General features: G+C 56.7%; 16 protein-coding genes. 6 read left to right on the top strand and 10 right to left on the bottom strand.

Features of this window, described 5'->3' with window-relative positions:
- Positions 1 to 136: 136 nt before the first annotated feature.
- From ltrA to aalo17_RS07180, 4 genes are all read right to left on the bottom strand, one after another.
- Positions 137 to 1486, bottom strand: a complete 1350-nt coding sequence (gene ltrA, locus aalo17_RS07165) for a group II intron reverse transcriptase/maturase (RefSeq protein WP_067557517.1) — start codon at positions 1484 to 1486, stop codon at positions 137 to 139.
- A 549-nt stretch (positions 1487 to 2035) separates the two neighbouring features.
- Positions 2036 to 2830, bottom strand: coding sequence for an ABC transporter ATP-binding protein (locus tag aalo17_RS07170; protein ID WP_067557520.1), 795 nt, complete (start codon positions 2828 to 2830; stop codon positions 2036 to 2038).
- Complete coding sequence (locus tag aalo17_RS07175) at positions 2823 to 3788, bottom strand: ABC transporter permease (protein ID WP_067557522.1); 966 nt, start codon at positions 3786 to 3788, stop codon at positions 2823 to 2825. Before aalo17_RS07175 ends, aalo17_RS07170 begins: the two co-directional genes overlap by 8 nt.
- A 1-nt stretch (position 3789) precedes the next feature.
- Positions 3790 to 4794 (bottom strand): ABC transporter substrate-binding protein, encoded by a 1005-nt coding sequence (locus tag aalo17_RS07180; protein WP_067557526.1) that lies wholly within the window; start codon positions 4792 to 4794, stop codon positions 3790 to 3792.
- Between the two features lie 275 nt (positions 4795 to 5069).
- On the opposite strand from aalo17_RS07180, the gene aalo17_RS07185 reads away from it, so the two are divergent.
- The 6 genes from aalo17_RS07185 (at position 5070) to ppk1 (ending at position 13162) form a co-directional block, all read left to right on the top strand.
- The gene (locus tag aalo17_RS07185) at positions 5070 to 6710 is read left to right on the top strand and encodes a peptide ABC transporter substrate-binding protein (RefSeq protein WP_067557529.1); all 1641 of its coding nucleotides are present in this window, start codon (positions 5070 to 5072) and stop codon (positions 6708 to 6710) included.
- 69 nt (positions 6711 to 6779) lie between these two features.
- A complete protein-coding gene (locus aalo17_RS07190) occupies positions 6780 to 7727 on the top strand; it encodes an ABC transporter permease (protein WP_067557532.1) in 948 nt (315 codons plus the stop codon).
- Positions 7727 to 8770: an ABC transporter permease gene (locus tag aalo17_RS07195; RefSeq protein ID WP_067557535.1), complete on the top strand. Its 1044-nt coding sequence runs from the start codon at positions 7727 to 7729 to the stop codon at positions 8768 to 8770. Before aalo17_RS07190 ends, aalo17_RS07195 begins: the two co-directional genes overlap by 1 nt.
- A 10-nt stretch (positions 8771 to 8780) precedes the next feature.
- Entirely contained in the window at positions 8781 to 9929 is a 1149-nt protein-coding gene (locus aalo17_RS07200; protein WP_067557539.1) for an ABC transporter ATP-binding protein, read from the top strand.
- Entirely contained in the window at positions 9916 to 10869 is a 954-nt protein-coding gene (locus aalo17_RS07205) for an ABC transporter ATP-binding protein (RefSeq protein WP_145907597.1), read from the top strand. The genes aalo17_RS07200 and aalo17_RS07205 overlap by 14 nt, the downstream gene beginning before the upstream one ends.
- Positions 10870 to 11035: 166 nt before the next feature.
- Positions 11036 to 13162, top strand: a complete 2127-nt coding sequence (gene ppk1, locus aalo17_RS07210) for a polyphosphate kinase 1 (protein WP_067557544.1) — start codon at positions 11036 to 11038, stop codon at positions 13160 to 13162.
- Between the two features lie 164 nt (positions 13163 to 13326).
- Here ppk1 and aalo17_RS07215 read toward each other — a convergent pair whose 3' ends face one another.
- The 6 genes from aalo17_RS07215 to aalo17_RS07245 form a co-directional block, all read right to left on the bottom strand.
- Positions 13327 to 14307: a transketolase family protein gene (locus aalo17_RS07215; RefSeq protein ID WP_082743307.1), complete on the bottom strand. Its 981-nt coding sequence runs from the start codon at positions 14305 to 14307 to the stop codon at positions 13327 to 13329.
- Positions 14304 to 15116, bottom strand: coding sequence for a transketolase (locus tag aalo17_RS07220; RefSeq protein ID WP_286637964.1), 813 nt, complete (start codon positions 15114 to 15116; stop codon positions 14304 to 14306). The genes aalo17_RS07215 and aalo17_RS07220 overlap by 4 nt, the downstream gene beginning before the upstream one ends.
- Positions 15117 to 15224: 108 nt before the next feature.
- The gene (locus tag aalo17_RS07225; protein WP_067557550.1) at positions 15225 to 15983 is read right to left on the bottom strand and encodes a DeoR/GlpR family DNA-binding transcription regulator; all 759 of its coding nucleotides are present in this window, start codon (positions 15981 to 15983) and stop codon (positions 15225 to 15227) included.
- A gap of 295 nt (positions 15984 to 16278) precedes the next feature.
- Positions 16279 to 17010, bottom strand: a complete 732-nt coding sequence (locus aalo17_RS07235) for an L-ribulose-5-phosphate 4-epimerase (protein ID WP_067557556.1) — start codon at positions 17008 to 17010, stop codon at positions 16279 to 16281.
- Positions 17003 to 18499, bottom strand: coding sequence for a PTS galactitol transporter subunit IIC (locus tag aalo17_RS07240; RefSeq protein ID WP_075885861.1), 1497 nt, complete (start codon positions 18497 to 18499; stop codon positions 17003 to 17005). Before aalo17_RS07240 ends, aalo17_RS07235 begins: the two co-directional genes overlap by 8 nt.
- Entirely contained in the window at positions 18487 to 18951 is a 465-nt protein-coding gene (locus aalo17_RS07245; protein WP_067557559.1) for a PTS sugar transporter subunit IIA, read from the bottom strand. The genes aalo17_RS07240 and aalo17_RS07245 overlap by 13 nt, the downstream gene beginning before the upstream one ends.
- Positions 18952 to 18953 lie beyond the last annotated feature (2 nt).

The following is an 18953-nucleotide window of genomic DNA, read 5'->3' on the forward strand; positions in this document are numbered from 1 at the left end:
TATGTTCCCTTTCCTTTTTCCCCTGCCTGCAGGGGGCTTCTGTCCCGATTATACCGGCCCTTCGTTCTGCGGAAAACCGGGATTTCATCCTGTACGGCTGCTGCCCGGGAAATCGAGTAGGTGTCATCTGACCCTCTCACACCACCCAGCGTGCCGTTCGGCACTGGGCGGTTCGTACAAATGTTTTCATGAACCTTACTGCCACCGTATCGAAGTATTCCTCCATGGATAGAAGGCCTTTCTTTTTCAGGTGTATATTTCTGATATACTTGTTCAGGAATGTGATTGCACAACGGACATATCCCTGTCGTGCACACGCATATGAGTGAGCCTTGTCTCTGGGACATCCCAGTTTGATGAGGCTCTCTTCTTTTTTCCTGATGCTTTTCCACTGCTTCCAGATGATGGCCCTGATTCTTCTCCGGAGCTTGCTGTCCAGTTTGCGCACCGTTTCTTTATACAGCCATGCACACCTGAAATAATTGCTCCATCCCCTGATGACCTGATTGATTTTTTCAATCCTCTCCTCAAGAGATACGCTCCAGTTCCGTTTTGTCAGCTTCATTATCTTCTGCTCGAACTCATGAATGGACTTCTCATGCGGTATCGCCTTCCATTCCCTTTTGTTCCTTTTGAAGCCAAACCCCAGATATTTCACTTCATCCGGTCTGGCCACTTTCGATTTTGAAGCATTCACTTCCAGCTTCAGCTTCTTTTCAAGATAGTTGCTGAATGACTTCATCACCCTGTTGGCGGCGGCTTCCGATTTCACATAGATGAGCATATCGTCTGCGTATCTCGTGAATCTCAGCCCTCTGCTTTCCAGTTCCTTGTCGGCCTGGTCCAGATAGATGTTGGCCAGTACCGGCGAAAGCGGCCCTCCCTGCGGGATGCCTCTTTCTGTCCTGACAAGCCTTCCGTCTATCATGACTCCAGCTCTGACGAACTTCCTTGTCAGCGACGTGACGTCCCTGTTATGGAACAGGTTGTCTATCAGGCGGATCAGTCTGTCCTGGTCTACCGTATCGAAGAATTTCCTCAGGTCGATGTCGACGATCCAGTCATACCCGTCGTTCATGAACTCGAGGCCTTTCAGTATCGCCTGTTCACATCTCCTGTTCTTCCTGAACCCGTATGAGCTGTTGCTCATCTCGAAGTCCTTCCTGTAATCCAGATAGCTTGCCAGACAGGCCTGCACGACTCTGTCTCTGGCTGCCGGGACATTCAGTCCCCGCATGCTCCCATCCGGTTTCGGGATATCGGTCCTTTTGGCTGGCAGTGGTTTATAGCTGCGGTCCAGTATCTGTTCCCGCAACTGTTCCCAGTACTCTCCGGGGCACACAGGGAGTTCTCTGGCTTTGACCCCATCTACTCCCGCCGCTCCGTTGTTTCGTCGTACCTGTCTGCACGCATTGGTCAGGTTCTCCATGGAGAAGATTTCCTGAGTGCTCAGGTCTTCCGGCTGTATCAGTCTGGTCTGGTTCATGGCTGCTCCTTTCTTTCACGTGTTCCTGCACTGCCCTTCCTTACTCATCTTCAGGGGCTCTCTGGGTTTGTCCTTTGTCGGTTTGTTGTGCAGGACGCATTCCTGATATTTGCAGTAAATTGTACGTTCGGCCCTTCACTCCATCCCCATTACAGGGACTTCTTCGCTACTATGGCCTCGGCTGACTTCCTGCCATTCGTTGTTACTGCGGGAAGGGGGTCATCATGGTTTGATGATTCCTCTCGCTGGCAGGACCTCCCCGGGTAAGGTCATACATCTTTCATTCCATATACCTGCCGCATTTACCCCAGACAGTCATCCGCAACTATTACGACTTTGCGCTGTTTCGCACTCTCGTCTCCGTCTGTGGCCTTATATGCGGTTCGTGTTCCTCAGGCCGGAACTTTGCCGCCGGGCTTCTTTCAGAACTCCTGTTACCAGTGAGCCCCTTGCCTTGAGCTAATGGTTAGCGGTTGCGATGATACGCTCCCATAGTGGACTTTCACCACCTGGATGTATGCCATGCCGGGCACACGGAAAAAAGCAGTGCTAGATCAGCACTGCTCTGTCATCCGAGAACTCCTCGTTGGCGGCCTCCCTGAACTTCTGGTGCAGGGCCTCCACCGTGAGCTTCTGTTTTTCCTCATCCCGGACATCCAGGATGATTTTTCCGTCATACATCATGATCAGCCGGTTGCCGATGCGGATCGCATCGTTCATGTTGTGCGTGATCATGAGCGTGGTCAGGTGCTCCTCCTGGACGATTTCCTCCGTCAACTCCAGCACCTTGCGGGCCGTCAGCGGATCCAGCGCGGCAGTGTGCTCGTCCAGCAGCAGCAGTTCCGGCCGCTGCAGGCTCGCCATCAGCAGCGTCAGTGCCTGTCTCTGTCCGCCCGAGAGCAGCCCCACCTTGGCAGTGAGCCGGTCCTCCAGGCCGAGCCCGAGCCTGGCCAGCTGGGACTTGAAGTCTTCCTTTTCCTGCGCCGTCACATTCCAGCGCAGCCCCCTGGGCTTTCCCCGCCGGTTGGCCATGGCCATGTTTTCGTAAATCGCCATGTCCCCGGCTGTGCCCATGAGCGGGTCCTGGAACACACGGCCGATGAAGCGGGCCCGTTTGTATTCCGGGTCCGTGGAAATCTCCTTGTCGTTGAGGACAATGTGGCCGCAGTCAATGGGGTACACCCCGGCGATCATGTTCAAAAGCGTGCTCTTGCCCGCACCGTTTCCGCCCACGACCGTCACGAAGTCGCCGTCCTCCAGCCGCAGACTGATGTCATCCAGCGCCTTCTTTTCGTTGACCGTGCCGGGATTGAATGTCTTGGAGACGTGTTTCACTTCAAGCATTGAACGGTTCCTCCACTGAATCCGCGGCAGCCGTCAGCCGTCTGTATGTCGCGCTCTGCCGGCGTTTGTCCAGAATGACCGGAATGGTCAGGGCCACGCCCACCAGGATCGCCGTGAACAGCTTCAGGTTGTCGGCGTTCAGGCCCAGCTGCAGCACCACTGCCACGATGATGCGGTAGATGATCGATCCCACGATGATGGAAATCAGCCGGCGCAGGAATCCGCCCTTGCGGCCGAAGATCACCTCGCCGATGACGATGGACGCCAGGGCAATGACGATCGCGCCGATGCCCATCTTCACATCCGCGTACCCCTGCTGCTGGGCAACCAGGGCACCGGACAGTGCGATGAAGGCATTGGACAGGATCAGCGCCAGGATGTTGGTCCGATTGGTGGAGACGCCGTTGGCCCGCACCATGTTGGCGTTGTTGCCCGTGGCCCGGATCGTGGCCCCGGTCTCGGTCCCGAAGAACCAGTATGCAAAGCCGATCACCGCCACGGCAAACAGGATCCCGATCAGCAGGCATACCAGGTTGTTGGTGGTCAGCCAGCGGGAGATGGAACGCGGCAGGTCAATGGCGTCTGCCAGGCGGCTGAACATCGTGTCGACCTTCAGCAGCGGCAGGTTGGATTTGTCCATGATCATCAGGTTGATGGAATACAGCCCGATCTGTGTCAGGATCCCCGCCAGGATCGGCGGGATTTTGCACATGGTATGCAGCAGTCCCGTGCAGGCACCGCACAGGCACCCGGCCACGATGGCGGCCGGCAGCGTGATCCAGGGATCCACGCCGTTCATGATGAGAACCGCCGAGACAGCGCCACCGGTGGCAAAGCTGCCGTCCACAGTCAGATCCGCAAAATCCAGGATCCGGAAGGTGATGTATACACCCAGGGCCATGATGCCCCAGAGAATGCCCTGTCCAATGGCACCTTCGATGGAAAGAAGAACGCCCATTTTACTCCTCTTCTGTAATGAACTCGGCCTTGTCCTTCAGGGAAGCCGGCAGCTCGATGCCAAGACGGTCCAGTGTGGACTGGTTGACGATCAGCGTGCACTTGTCATCCGGGTAGTAGGCAATGGCCATGTCCGCGGGGTCACTGCCGTTTTCCAGAATGTCGATGGCCTGGTTTGCGGCGAGAACGCCCAGTTCGTAGTAGTCGATGCCGTTTGTCATGAGACCGCCGGAGGTCACCATGCCTTCCTCGCCCACGATGGTCGGGATCTTGTGTTCCGTGGCGACTTTGCTCAGTGTGCTCATGCCTTCGGCCAGCAGGTTGTCGGTGGGGACATAGATCGCGTCCACCTTCCCGATGAGGGATTCGGTCACCTGCTGAATCTGGTTGGAATCGGTGACTGTCGCCACCTGGTACTCGAGACCTTCCTTCTCACATGCCTTTTCAGCCAGTTCCGCCTGGATCCGGCTGTTGTCTTCCGCATTGCAGTACATGATGGCGATCTTCTTCGCATCCGGCAGAGCTTCCTTCAGCAGCCCGATCTGGCTTTCCACCGGTGTCAGATCGCTGGCGCCGGTCACATTGCCGCCGGGCTTGTCGTTGCTTTCAGCCAGGCCGGATGCAGCGGGATCGGTCACGGCGCTTACCACAATGGGGATGTCCGATGTCTCATTGGCCGCTGCCTGGGCTGCCGGTGTCGCGATCGCATAGATCAGGTCGTCACCGTCGTTGACGAAAGTCTGCGCGATGGTCGTGCAGTTGGACTGGTCGCCCTGCGCGTTCTTGTAGTCAAAGCTGTCCTCGGAATAACCGGCCTCTTTCATGGTGTCGACAAATCCTTCATAGGAGGCATCCAGTGCCGGGTGTTCCGCAAACTGGACGATGCCGATCTTCGCGGTCTTTTCGCCGCCCTTTGCGTCTGTCTGGCCGTCGGCGGAGCCGCCGGCACAGCCTGTCAGCACCATGGCTGCACTCAGGATGGCAGTGCATGTGATCTGTTTTTTCATGAAGTTTCTCTCCCTTTCATAATTTTCAATGGTTACATTCTACTCTCGAATGCAATGTTTGTATAGAAATCTCCCGGACTTTTCCAAAACCGCCGGTTCATGAACTGTCATCCTATTATATGTAAGCAGATGCAAATGCCTTTGACATTTTCAGTATTGCCGGTAAAATCACTGAATGAAAATTTCAGGAAAGGATTTGAAATGATTTTCAATGTGTCTATAATGTTGACATACGTGTTCAACTCGTGGGCACGAAAGAGGAGGAAATACGAGATATGAAGAAGTTTGTATCTGCGGCCTGCACCGGTCTGGTCTGCCTGTCCATGGCAGCCTGCGGATCCGGTGGCGGGACTGGCGGAACAGACAGTGGATCTGAGTCTGGCAAGAAGCGGATCACGCTGGCCAAGGAAAACGATGTCATCTCCATGAACACAGCCTACGCCACAGACGGCATGTCATTTGAAATGATCGCCGCCACAGTGGACGGACTGGAAGCCATGGATGCGGACGGAAACGTTATTCCGGCCCTGGCAGAAAGCTATGACCTGTCAGACGATGAGCTGACCTACACATTCCACCTGCGGGATGCAAAATGGTCCAACGGCGAACCTGTCACCGCCCAGGATTTTGTCTTTGCCTGGAACGAGACAGTCAAGAGCCCCGAAGCGGAATACTCCTACCTGTTCACGCAGGACGGCGCCTGCATCAAGAATGCAGATGAAATCGTCTTCGATGAAAACAAGGATCTCGACCTGGCCGTCAAGGCAGTGGACGACAAGACCCTGGAAGTGCAGCTCTCCAAGAAGTGCCCCTACTTCCTGTCCCTCATGACATTCCCGGTATTCTACCCGATCAACCAGGAATTCTTCGAGGAACAGGGCGATCAGTATGCACTGACACCGGATGCGCTGCTGGCATGCGGCCCCTATGTCCTGACAGAATGGACCAAGGGCCAGAGCCTGAAGCTGGACAAGAACCAGGACTACTGGGATGCGGACAACGTGGCCATCGACGGCATGGATGTCAACATCGTGCCGGAAGTCTCCACCTCCGCGCTGGACTTCGAAAACGGCAACACCGACTGGACGAAGCTGAACTCCACGCTGGTGGACAAGTACAAGGACAACGAAGCCTATGACACCTTCCTGGAAGGCTACCTCTGGTACCTGCAGTTCAACCTGAACAACAAGTACCTGGATAACGCCAACCTGCGCAAGGCCATCGGCACCGTGGTTGACCGCGACAACCTGGTCAACAACGTCCTGAAGGACGGTTCCATCAACATCGGCGGTTTCGTGCCCCAGGAATTCACCACCGGACCCGACGGCAAAGACTACCGTGCCACGGCCGACAAGTTCTACACCGAAGTCGGCGAAGACGGTCTGAAGGCTGCGCAGGAATACTGGGACAAGGCAAAAAAAGAGCTGGGCGTCGACAAGATCACGCTGAAGCTGCTGTACGAGCCCTCCGATCCCGCCAAACCGGCTGCCGAGTTCATCCAGAGCGAGATCCAGAAACTGGACGGCATCACCATCGAGATGGTCAGCCAGGAAAAGGAAAACCGCATCGAGAAGCAGAAAGCCCGCGACTTTGACATCGTGCTCACACGGTGGGGCCCGGACTATGCCGACCCGACGACGTACCTGAACCTGATGATCACGGGCAACTCCTACAACTATGGTGACTACCACAGCGAGGCATATGACGCCAAAATGGAGGAAGCTGCGAATGCCGCCACGCCGGAAGAGCGCTGGACGGCCCTGCAGGAAGCCGAGAAGATCCTCATGGAGGATTCCCCGGTTGTCGGTGTCTTCCAGGTCGGCGGCGCTGCACTGAAGAACCCGAAAGTCACGGGCATCGAAGACCACTCCTTCGGTGTTCCCTATATCTACAAGAACGTGAAAATCGAAGAGTAACGATCAGGGTGGATCAGAGCTGCCAGTCGGCAGCTCTTTCTTGTTATGTAACGATCAGAAAGGAAAATCATGGACAAGTCAACGATCAAGTATATACTGAAGCGTCTGGCGATTTCTGTGGTAACTCTGCTGGTGATCGTCCTGGTGCTGTTTCTGCTCATGAAAATGATGCCCGGCACCCCGTTCAACGACGAAAAACTGACAGAGACACAGAAGGCCGCCATCTACGCTGCCTATGGTCTGGACAAACCGGTACTGGAACAGTTCTGGATCTATATCTGCAACATGCTGAAGGGCGACTTCGGCATCTCCTATGCGATTCAGCGGAACATGAGCGTCTCCTCTCTCGTGGGCCCGCGGATCGGTGTATCCTTCGGCCTGGGCATCGGTGCTGTCATCATCGGCACGATTTTCGGCATCCTGCTGGGCATTGTCGCCGCGCTGAACCGGAACACCTTCTGGGACACATTTGCCACGGTGCTGTCCGTCATCGGTGTCTCCATCCCCTCTTTCGTATTCTGCCTGCTGCTCCTGATCCTGTTTGGCGTTGAGTGGCCGGTGCTGCCTGTTCTATATAATTCCAGCAATGCCTTCCAGTCATCGATCATTCCCATGGTCGCCCTGAGCATGGGCGTCATTGCCAACGTGGCGCGGTTCACGCGGTCTGAAATGATTGAGGTCATGGGCAGTGAATACATCCAGCTGGCGGAAGCCAAGGGCATTTCCCGCCGGCACCTGATTTTCCACCACGCGATCCGCAACTGCCTGATCCCGGTCATCACGGTGCTGGGACCCATCATTGTCGGGCTCATGACCGGCTCCATGGTCATTGAGAAGATCTGCGCGATCCCGGGACTCGGGTCCCTGCTGGTCAAGGCCATCGAGGTGCGTGACTACAACGTCATCCTGGCCGTTTCCTTCCTCTACTCGGTTCTCTACATCGTCGTGATGCTGATAGTGGACGTGGCCTATGGCATCATCGATCCGCGCATCCGGCTTGGAAAGGATGAAGCATAATGGCGAAAATTGTCCGAACCCAGAAAGATCTGGATGAATTCCTGGAAGGCTACCATGTGATGCCCCAGGACTATGAACTGATTGACATTCCCACACGGTTCGATCATGACGAAGTGGCTCCTTCGAGCACGTTCATGCATGATGTGTGGGTGCGGTTCAAGTCCAACAAAGGCGCCCTGATCGGTGCGGCGGTGATCCTGGTGTTCCTCGTTCTCTCCTTCTTGTGCCCGGCTGTCTCCAGGTACACCTTTGACGGCGTGGATACTGCCCAGCAGTCCATGTCTCCCCGGATCCCGGGCCTGACGTGGATCCCCTGGTTCTCCGGCGGATCGGGCATTGTGCAGTATACCGGCGACTTTGCGAACACCTTCCACTACTTCGGGACAGATGTCCTGGGGCGCGATTTGTGGGTGCGGTGCTGGGAAGGCTGCCGGATCTCCCTGTTCGTTGCGGGAACCGCGGTGCTGGTCAATGTCTTCATCGGCATTCTGTACGGCATGATCTCCGGCTACTTCGGCGGCTGGGTGGATTCCATCATGCAGCGGTTCCAGGAAATCGTGAACTCGATCCCGACCCTGGTCATCCTGACGCTTCTGCTGCTGGTCATGAAACCGGGCCTGTATACGATCATCGTGGCGCTGATCCTGACGGAGTGGATCGGCATGGCCCGGATCACCCGGGCGCAGGTGCTGAAGATCAAGGAACAGGAGTTCATCCTGGCATCCCGTACCCTGGGTGCGTCGGGATTCTTTATCATCTTCAAGAAGGTTTTGCCCAACATCTTCGGGCAGATCATCATCATGGCGATGTTCTCGATCCCCAACGCGATTTTCTATGAAGCGTTCCTGGCCATGGTCGGCCTGGGCATTCCCGCCCCGCAGGCATCCCTGGGTTCGCTGATCAACGACGGCTTCAAGTCGATCCTTGTCACGCCGTACCAGGTGGTGATTCCTGTGATCATCCTGGGCATCCTGATGCTGTCCTTCAACATGATGGCCGACGGACTGCGTGATGCCTTCGACCCGAAGATGAAAGAGATGTAAGGAGGATATCATGGCTGACACACAACCCATTCTGAAGATCCGCGACCTGGACATCTCCTTCAAGACCGACGGAGGCAATGTCAAGGCGGTGCGCGGCGTGGACCTGGACCTGCACAAGGGCGAGACCATTGCCATCGTGGGTGAGTCCGGTTCCGGAAAATCCGTCACCACGAAAGCGGTGATGGGCATCCTGGCGGGCAACGGCACGATCAACAACGGAACAATCGAATATACCTATGCCGACATGAGTCCGGAGCGCATTGCCGAGGTCCAGGAAAAGTACGACGGGGTGATCCCGGAGGGGTACCTGAAACCTGAGGAAATCAAAACGGTGGATATCGTCCAGAGCGCCCCGAAATTCATTCAGTCCCAGATCCGCGGCCGGCGCATTGCCATGGTGTTCCAGGACCCGATGACATCGCTGGATCCCACGATGACCATCGGCAAGCAGGTGATGGAAGCCATGCGCTTCCACTACAACACCCCGAAGCAGGAGGCCTGGAAAAAGGCCGTCCGTCTGCTGGAGCTGGTGGGGATCACCGATGCGGAGAAGCGGATGAAGAACTATCCGCATCAGCTGTCAGGCGGTATGCGGCAGCGTGTGGTCATTGCGATCGCGCTGTCCTGCGATCCGGAGGTGCTGATCTGTGATGAGCCCACCACGGCGCTGGACGTGACGATCCAGGCCAAGATCCTGGAGCTGATCAAGGAGATCCAGAAGAAGAAGGACCTCTCGGTCATCTACATTACCCATGACCTGGGTGTGGTGGCCAAAGTCGCGGACTATGTCAATGTCATGTACGCCGGGCGCATCATCGAGACGGGTACGGTCAACGAGATCTTCTACGATCCGCGGCACCCCTACACCTGGGGTCTGCTGGCGTCCATGCCCGATGTGGATTCAAGCGATGACGAACTGTACACGATTCCCGGCACCCCGCCCAACATGCTGCATGAACCGGTTGGCGATGCCTTTGCGCCCCGGAACCGCTTTGCACTGCAGATCGATGAAAAAGTTGCGCCGCCGATGTTCGAGCTGACACCGACGCACAAAGTCGCATCCTGGCTGGCGGCACCCAATGCCCCGAAGGTGGAGATGCCGGAGGACCTGAAAAAGCGGATCAACCGCATGAAGAAGGAGGCGGATCTCAATGTCTGAACGCATTCTGGACGTCAAGGGACTCAAGCAGCATTTCCGGATCAACCGGAAATTCACGGTGAAGGCAGTGGACGGCATCGACTTTCACATCGATGAAGGAGAAACCTATGGCCTGGTGGGAGAATCCGGGTCCGGCAAGTCCACCACCGGCCGGTCCATCATCCGGCTGTACGATCCGACAGACGGCGAAATCACCTTCTGCGGCCGGGATATTTCCGGGAAGATGAGCAAGGACGACGAGCGCTTTCTGCACACAAACATGCAGATGATCTTCCAGGACCCCATGGCGTGCCTGAACCCGCGGGAAAAGGTCATGGACATCATTGCGGAGGGTCTGGATATCCATAAGCTGTACAAGACGGAAGACGAGCGCCGGCAGAAAGTCTACGACATGCTGGAGCTGGTGGGACTGTCGAAGGAACACGCCAACCGCTATCCCCACCAGTTCTCCGGCGGACAGCGCCAGCGGATCGGGATCGCCCGGGCGCTGGTCATGGACCCGCAGCTGATCATTGCGGATGAAGCCATTTCCGCCCTGGATGTGTCCATCCAGGCGCAGGTCGTGAACCTGATGAAGAAGATCCAGAAGGAATACAACACAGCGTTCCTGTTCATTGCCCACGACCTGTCCATGGTCAAGTACATCTCGGACCGGATCGGTGTCATGCATATGGGCCATCTGGTGGAAACAGGCACCACGGAGGAAATCTTCCGCAATCCCATCCACCCATATACAAGATCTCTGCTGTCGGCCATACCGGAGCCGAACCCGGTGGTGGAAAAGGAACGGATCTCCCTCTCCTACGACCAGAAGGAAGCCGGTGTGGACTACACAAAGGGCACCAGACACCTGGTGGATGGCGACCACTATGTGCTGGCCACGGATGAGGAATTCGAGAAGTGGACCAGAGAGGCGGCCGGTGAGCCTGCCCTTGCCTGAGTTTCCCTGTCACACAGCCTGTCTGTCAGATCCTGCGGGACCTGCCGGACAGGCTTTTTCGTGTCCTGCAGGCATGCTGCAGTCCGCAGCTGACAGGGCTGCGTTTCCCTGCCTGTCCACGGCTGTCCGAAGCAGTGTGCGACAGCAGGTATGGTAGAATCTGTGTATGGAAGAAAAACGATACCCATTCACGCAGAACCGGGAAATCTCCTGGCTGCGTTTCAATCAGAGAGTGCTGGAGGAAGCCTCGGATCCCCGTGTGCCGCTGCTGGAACGGCTGAAGTTCCTGGCGATTTTCACGAGCAACCTGGATGAATTTTTCATGGTCCGCTGCGGCTCCCTCTATGACCAGATGCTGTTCGGCCCTGACCAGGCGGATGCCAAGAGCGGCATGACGCCCAAAGAGCAGCTGCAGGCGATCTACCTGGAAGCCCGAAAGCTCTACGCCATACGGGATGCGGTGTACCGGGATGTGAACAAGACGCTGCAGGCGCTGTACCTGGCCAATGTCTCGCGCAAGAACATGAGCCGGAAGCAGCAGAAGTCCCTGCAGCAGGAATTCGAGCACAAGATCCTGCCGCTGCTGTCGCCGCAGATCATCGACGCCCATCATCCCTTCCCGCACCTCATCAACAAAGAGCAGTACATTTTCTGCGAGCTGCAGCTCAACAACGGGAAGAAGCGCTTCGGGATCATTCCCGTGCCCTCGTTCCTGGATCGTGTGATCCCGGTCCCCGATACCCGGGATGACTACATGCTCGTGGAGCAGCTCATTCTCCAGCATGTGGACAAAGTCTTCCCGAAATCCCGGGTGGTGTTCAAGACCATCATCCGGGTGACGAGAAATGCCGACATCAACCTGAATGACAAGGACATCGACGAAGACGAAGACTACCGGCAGTACATGAAGAAGATCCTGAAGAAGCGCAGCCGGCTGTCGGCGATCCGGCTGGAGATGTACAAATACACGAACCCGGAAGCCGTTTCGTATCTGTGCAGCCACCTGCACATCGAGCCGGAGCAAGTCTTTGTCTCTCGCGTGCCGCTGGAACTGAAGCACCTCTTCCAGGTCGTGGGTTCGGCTCCGTCCTCCCGCACAGCTCCCCTGCTTTATCAGCCCTTTACGCCGGAGACTACCACGCAGCTCGATCCGGAGAAGCCGCTCATCCCACAGATCGCGGACCACGACGTGCTGCTGTTCTATCCCTACCAGGACATCGACCTGTTTCTGAAGCTGCTCAAGGAAGCGGCCTGGGACAAAAACGTCGTCTCCATCAAGATCACCATCTACCGCCTGGCGGACAACTCCAAGGTCGTGGACTATCTGGTGCAGGCGGCGGAAAACGGCAAGGAGGTCCTGGCGCTCATGGAGCTGCGGGCGCGGTTCGATGAATCCAACAACATCCGCATGGCCGAGCGGCTGGAAAACGCCGACTGCACCGTGATTTACGGATTCGAGAACTACAAGGTGCACTCCAAGATCTGCCTGATCACCTACCAGAGCCACGGCCAGATCCGCACCATCACCCAGATCGGCACAGGCAACTACAACGAAAAGACAAGCCGGCAGTACACCGACTTGTCGCTCATGACCGGAGACCCGGTGATCGGGCAGGATGCCATCGCATTCTTCCAGAACATGCAGATTTCCAACCTCTCGGGGTCCTACAAGAAGCTGCTGACCAGTCCGCGGCAGCTCAAGCATGCGGTGATGGGCAAAATCGACCGGCAGATCGAGCTGGCAAAGGCCGGCAAGCCGTCGAGGATCATGCTGAAGATGAACTCCATCACGGACCTGGACCTGATTGCCAAACTGCAGGAGGCGGGCATGGCCGGTGTACCGGTGACGATGGTGGTGCGAGGCATCTGCTGTCTGCTGCCGGGGATCCCGGGACAGACGGAAAACATCCGGATCTACTCCATTGTCGGACGGTTCCTGGAACACTCCCGGATCTACATCTTCGGGCCGGATGAGGACATGGAGATGTACATCTCCAGCGCGGATTTCATGACCCGGAATACCGAACGGCGGGTGGAAATCGCCGCACCGGTGACCGATCCTGCCCTGCGGTTGCGGATCCTGGCGTATTTCCAGTCGCTGCTCAAGGACAACCAGAAGCGCCGGGAACTGCTCCCGGATGGCACCTACAGCCCCATTGACCTGGGCGACGGCAGTCCCTACGATTCGCAGGCTGTGTGCATCCAGAAAGCCGAAAAGGACCGGTTTGTCCCGAAACCTGCACCGGATGGATTCATGCACCGGCTGCGCAAACGGCTGAAACGGCATAGATGACAGAAGTTTTGCCGGCTTCTGTCAGAGTCCACCCGGCTGGTCTATTCACAACTTCATACAGCAAAAGCTGCGGCTTCTCTGACTGACACAAATCAGCCGGAGAAAACCGCAGCTTTTTTCGGATTGGAGAATGTGACTGGACTGGCAGGTTCCATCCACGCTGATCAGCAGGCAGGAGCCATCTGGCGCACAATGGCGACTTTGGCATCACCCGGATACAGCCGCCGGGCACAGTCATCCAGGACCCGCTGAACAATGGCTTTGGCATCCAGTCCGTACTCCTGCATCAGCGCTTCAACACTGCCGCTTTGCCCGAACCGGTCTTCGATGGCAATGGACCGGATCTTCTGCGGTTCCCTCACCGCTTCCCGGATGGCGGACCCGATCCCTCCTGCTTTCAGGTGTTCCTCAGCAACGAACACGACTGCATACTGTGTGATGATCTCATTCAGCAGATCCGTATTCAACGGTTTGATCACCGGCAGATCGTAGACAGCGGCTTCAATGCCCATGCCAGTCAGACGGTCAGCAGCAGCCAGGCATTCCCTGACCATGACACCACTGGCAATCAGCGCCACAGTTTCTCCGCTTCGCAGTTGGGGAATGGCGGCGGGATCAAAGACCGGTTCCTGTTCATACACCGGATCCACCGCCGCTCTGGACAGCCGGAGATAGGCAGGTCCCTCATATGCTGCAAGCCACTTCACCATGGCGGCGGTTTCCAGACCATCCGCAGGCTGCAGCACCATCATACCAGGGAGCATCCGCATCAGCCCGATATCTTCCAGACACTGGTGGCTGCCGCCGTCTTCGCCCACGGTGATCCCCGCATGGGTGGCGCACAGCTTTACATTGAGATGCGGATAGGCGATGGAGTTCCGGATCTGTTCATAGGCCCTGCCGGCCAGAAACATGGCAAAGCTGGAGGCAAAGGGTTTCAGTCCGGATACGGCCATCCCCGCTGCGATCCCTGCCATATTGCCTTCGGCGATCCCCACCTGTACAAACTGTCCGGGGGCCGTTTTCTGTGTTTCTCCGGTTTTGGTGGCCGGGGCCAGATCCGCATCCAGCACGATGATGTCCGGATCCTGGACTGCCAGTTCTGCCAGTGTCTGTCCAAATGCTTCTCTTGTTGCCTGTCTCATTTTCCTGTTTCCTCCAGTTGTATCAATGCTTCCTGCAGCTGCATGGCATTGGGCGCCTTGCCATGCCAGCCGGCCTGGTTTTCCATAAATGACACGCCTTTGCCCTTCACCGTGTGACAGAGAATGGCCGTCGGCCGGCTGTCAGCTTCGGCTTCCAGCACTGCCTGTTCAATCTGTGCAAAGTCGTGACCGTCGATTTCAAGGACCTGCCAGCCAAATGCCTGCAGTGCTTTGCCATACTGGTTGTCCCCGCCGATTTCGCTGACAGCCCCCGCGATCTGAAGACCGTTGAGGTCAACGAACAGCGTCAGATTGCCCAGGCTGAATTTCCCTGCTGCCATGGCCGCTTCCCAGATCTGGCCTTCCTCCAGTTCTCCGTCACCGCAGACACACCAGACCCGGCGCTCAGAACCCTTGTATCGGTCTGCCCAGGCCATGCCCACAGCCGCCGAGAGTCCCTGCCCCAGGGAGCCTGTGCTCATATCCACATCCGGCAGGTCTTCCATGTTGGGATGTCCCTGTAAAGGAGAACCAAGCCGGCGCAGAGTCAGCATCTCATCCCGGGTGATCCTGTCATGCACAGCCAGCTGTGCATAGAGTGCCGGCGCTGCATGTCCTTTGGAGAGCACGAGACGGTCGCGGTCAGGCCGTTTCAGGTCAATGCGGCTGTCATACAGCCAGGTCAGGATATCCGTGCAGGAAAGTGAACCGCCAGGATGTCCGGACCCGGCTGCCGCCACCATTTCCACAATGTTTCTGCGCGCCTGCCGGCTGTGCGAGTCCAGAAGATGCATATTCATGTTTTCGATTCTCCTTTTCGTTTATTTCCGTTTACACCCAGAATATACCAATATACGAAAATTCACGCAATACTGTTTTGCCTATTTTTTCGTTTTCGGAGAAAAAGAAAAGAGGGCTCAGCTCTCTTCCAGAACGATGAAGTTGTCCGGGATATCAGGTCCGGCTGCGTCCGTCACGATCCCGTCAAACGCATTGAGGTCCGCAAAACTGCAGAACCCCTTGACATGCTGCTTTGCTCCATTGATGAACAGAAACGATTTCTCCGCCAGCTCCATGGCCTTTTTCTTTACTTCTGCGGTCTCCAGCTCGGCCGTATAGGCTTTCCGCCGGTTCAGGTCGATACCCGCACAGCTCAGGAACGCATACTGGAAATTGAAGGATTCCAGCTGCGCCAGGGCAATAGGCCCCAGATTCATCTTGTACTGCGGACTGTAGCTGCCTCCGATGACAAACAGCTCTCCGTTGTCTTCCCGAAAGGAATCCACCACGATCTGACTGTGTGTAACGATCCGGATCCGCTTCCCCTTTAAATACGGGAGGATCGTGGCAAAGGTGGTCCCTCCGTCGATGAAAATACAGTCGTCTTCCTGCACCAGAGAGGCCGCATAGCGGCACAGCCGGTCCTTTTCCTGTTCGCCAACATTCTGCCTGTCATCCATGGCTTTCTCCAGGGACCGTGTCAGGATCCCCTGTGTCTGCCGGCTTTTGGCTCCGCCATGGACCCGGATGATCCGGCCCTGTTTCTCCAGTTCCCGGCAGTCGGCCCGGATGGTCGGTTCGCTGACCTGCAGCAAAGCCGCCAGATCCTTCGTGGAGACATAGCCTTTGTCATTGGTCATCGTTTCAATACGGTCAAGCCGTTCTTCTGCCATCATACTGTTCCTCCTGTAGCTGATCTGCTGTATTCTCCGGACGGCTCCCGGTCACAAACATTTCGCAGACCAGCTTGTCTGTCCAGAGTTCATTGTATCGTGACTGACGGCAGTGTCCATCCCAAACGAAAATCTGCGAAAACCGGCAGCGTTCAGAACCACAGCAGAACAGAGGCTGCGTGCTGACCGTCGTCAGGACTGCAGCCTCATGCAGGAGTTCGATGGCATGGACCGTGCTGTGACTATGCAACAGTGTCCATATACAGGAGAGATTCAGGGTAAGAGGTGGCGCAGCGGATCATTTCCCGGATACGCCGGCAGACTGCGGATTGCCCGCTGTCTGCCCGTAATAGGCATGAGGACCATGCTTTCTCTGGAAATGTTTCTCCAGCAGCACTTCGGGTGCCGGCGGTGTCTTTGCGTTCAGCTGATAGGTGATCGCGGCCATTTTCGCCGCTTCCTCCAGGACTGCGGCATGATACACCGCCTGGACTGCATCTTTGCCCCATGTGAAGGGACCATGGTTTTTCACCAGCACCGCCGGGGTATGCTCCATGCAGATGCCGCGGCTGGCAAACGTGTCCACGATCACCTCTCCGGTATGCCGTTCATAGGCACTCTGGATCTCTTCCGCTGCCATGTCTCTGGTGCAGGGAACCGGGCCGTGGAAGTAATCTGCATGAGTGGTTCCCAGCGGCGGCAGATCCCGCCCGGCCTGGGCAAAGGCCACAGCCCAGGGAGAATGCGTATGCACGATACCCCCAATGTCCGGGTCGGCCGCATACAGCGCCAGATGCGTCGGCAGATCTGAACTGGGCCGCAGGGTTCCTTCCACCACATTGCCCTTCAGATCTGTTACGACCATATCCTCCGGCTGCATCGTTTCATAGGGAATACCGCTTGGCTTGATCACCACCAGGCCGGTTTCCCTGTCAATGGCGGAGACATTGCCCCAGGTGAAGAGGACCAGTCCCAGTTCCTTCAGCCGCAGGTTCTCCTTCCAGACCGTCTGTTTCAGTTTCTCAAGCATTCTGCAGTCCTGACTGCACTTCCGTTTCTTCCACGGTATTCTGCACTGCCTGGGCTTTGGCCCGGCGTGCTGCCCTGCGGGCTTCTCTCTGACGCTGTTTTTCGTCTTCCTGCGCCTTTTCCGCCTTTTCCTCTTCCAGGATCAGTTTGCGGTTCCAGACTGCCAGGGCAATCGTGGCCACTACCACCAGCGTTACCCAGATCCAGCCGTGGTTGACTGCCTGCACAAGGAGCCAGGGAATGGGGTTGGATCCATAGTCAATGCTCGAAATCAGGTTGGCACCTTCCGGGATCGGGAAATGACTCGCTGCAGCCGCGCTGGTGAACAGCGGCGCAAGACTGGTGCCGATCATGAGACCCATGCCCATGACCACCACGCCAATCACGAAGGTCCGGAAGAAATCCCCTTTGGTCACCGCCACGATCAGCGGGAACTGGAAGCAGATACCGCACAGGCCCACCAGAGGCAGGAATTCGTTGCCGGGAAGAATCACAGCCAGCAGCAGTGTGACAGGAACCATGATCACGGACATGGCCAGAACCACCGGATGCCCGATTCCAGCTGCGCAGTCCAGCCCGATATACACCTTCCGGCCGGCGAATCTCTTCTGGATGATGGACTGGATGCCCTCGGACACCGGAATGATGCCTTCCATCAGAATGGCAGCCATTTTCGGGGTGATGACCAGAACCGCCGAAACCGTGACACCCATGACCAGGATCTGTGCGACTTTGTCCGAGGTGGTCAGATCCGGCATGAACGCGAATCCGGCAACGCCCAGCAGCAGGCCGACAATGAGACCCAGAATGGCGGGATCCCCGAACAGGCCCATCTTTTTGTTGATGGCCTGCTCATCCAGATGGATTTTATTCAGACCCGGTACCTTGTCCATGGCTTTGTCCATGACCCAGGCAATGGGCACGAAGGAAGCAGCCAGACCATGCGGGAAGGTCACGCCAGGCAGTCCCAGCACTTCTTCAGTTGCCTTGGCCATGCGGTCGGCAATCACCATGATCACCACCATATTCACCGAAGCCAGGATCAGGGACAGCACCATGTTCTGCGTCAGGGCATAGACGATGGAACCGGAGAAGGCGAAGTGCCAGAAATCCCAGATGTCCACATCCACGGTCTTTGTCGTCTTGGTCAGCAGCATGATCACATTGATCAGGATTCCCAGGGGGATCATCGTCACACCCACGGCTGTGCCGAAGGCAATGGCTGATGCACTGGGCCATCCCACGTCAATGACCGTCAGGTTCAGGCCGAACAGCTCGACCATGTTGTTGACAGCCGGCTGCACCACATCTGTCAGGATGGTCACTGTCGCATTCAGGCCAATGAAGCCGATGCCTACCAGCAGGCCGCCCTTCAGGGCCCGCAGAAACGGCACCCGGATGCACAGGCCAACGATCAGCATGATGATGGGCATCATGACCGTGGGGCCAAGATCGATGATGAACTGAATTGCATTGGTTACGACAGACATGTGGTTTCTCCCTTCACACAGTGGTCCAGAAGATCGGCAATCACTTCCGGATCGGTTTCCCGGCTGAGCCGGTCCATAAGCTCTCCATCGCCGAAACGGGCCATGAGCCCGGACAGCAGCGGCATCTGGTCTTTTTTGTCCTTGACCAGGAGCAGGAAAATCATTTCCGCATCCACCGGATCCCCGGAGCACATCTCCTGGAACGCCAGCGGGTTTTTCGGGCGGACAAAGACCAGCCCGGGTTTTTCGATGTATTCACTGTCGGTATGCGGAATCGCCAGCTGGTGCCCCGGCACCTTCAGGCCCGTGGGAAACTCTTCTTCCCTTCGGCACACCGCTTCACGGTAGTCCTCATTGACATAGCCGTTGTCCTTCAGCCAGCTGCCCATGGTGTGAAACAAGTCATCGCGGCTGCTGAAGTCCGCATCCAGAAATACAAGACTGGTATCCATGA

This window comes from Faecalibaculum rodentium (assembly GCF_001564455.1).
Taxonomy (GTDB): domain Bacteria; phylum Bacillota_I; class Bacilli_A; order Erysipelotrichales; family Erysipelotrichaceae; genus Faecalibaculum; species Faecalibaculum rodentium.